Here is a 240-nt window from a genome sequence, read left to right on the forward strand (position 1 = left end):
CGCGAATACGGGCCGGACGATGTGCTGGTGCGTAAAACACTGCCAGTGGCAGGCGCCTTTCTCAAGCCATTCCCCTTGAAGACGGAAAACGTGCCGGAGGATTACCCGTTGTGGGATGGCGGTGGCGTTCCTTCCGAGCTCGAGGACGAAATTCTCAAGCTGGAACGCGCGGGCGAGATACAGAGTTACTATGACCTGGTGACCCACACCTATGAGCACAAGATCGGCGGTTACCCGTCG

General features: G+C 58.3%; 1 protein-coding gene. It reads left to right on the top strand.

The window, feature by feature from the left end; translation table 11 throughout:
• A partial coding sequence (locus SB816_RS34570; protein ID WP_410548569.1) for a hypothetical protein occupies positions 1-240 on the top strand: 240 nt, incomplete at both ends.

This window comes from Achromobacter sp. SIMBA_011 (assembly GCF_046535435.1).
GTDB classification, from domain to species: Bacteria; Pseudomonadota; Gammaproteobacteria; order Burkholderiales; family Burkholderiaceae_B; genus Achromobacter; species Achromobacter dolens.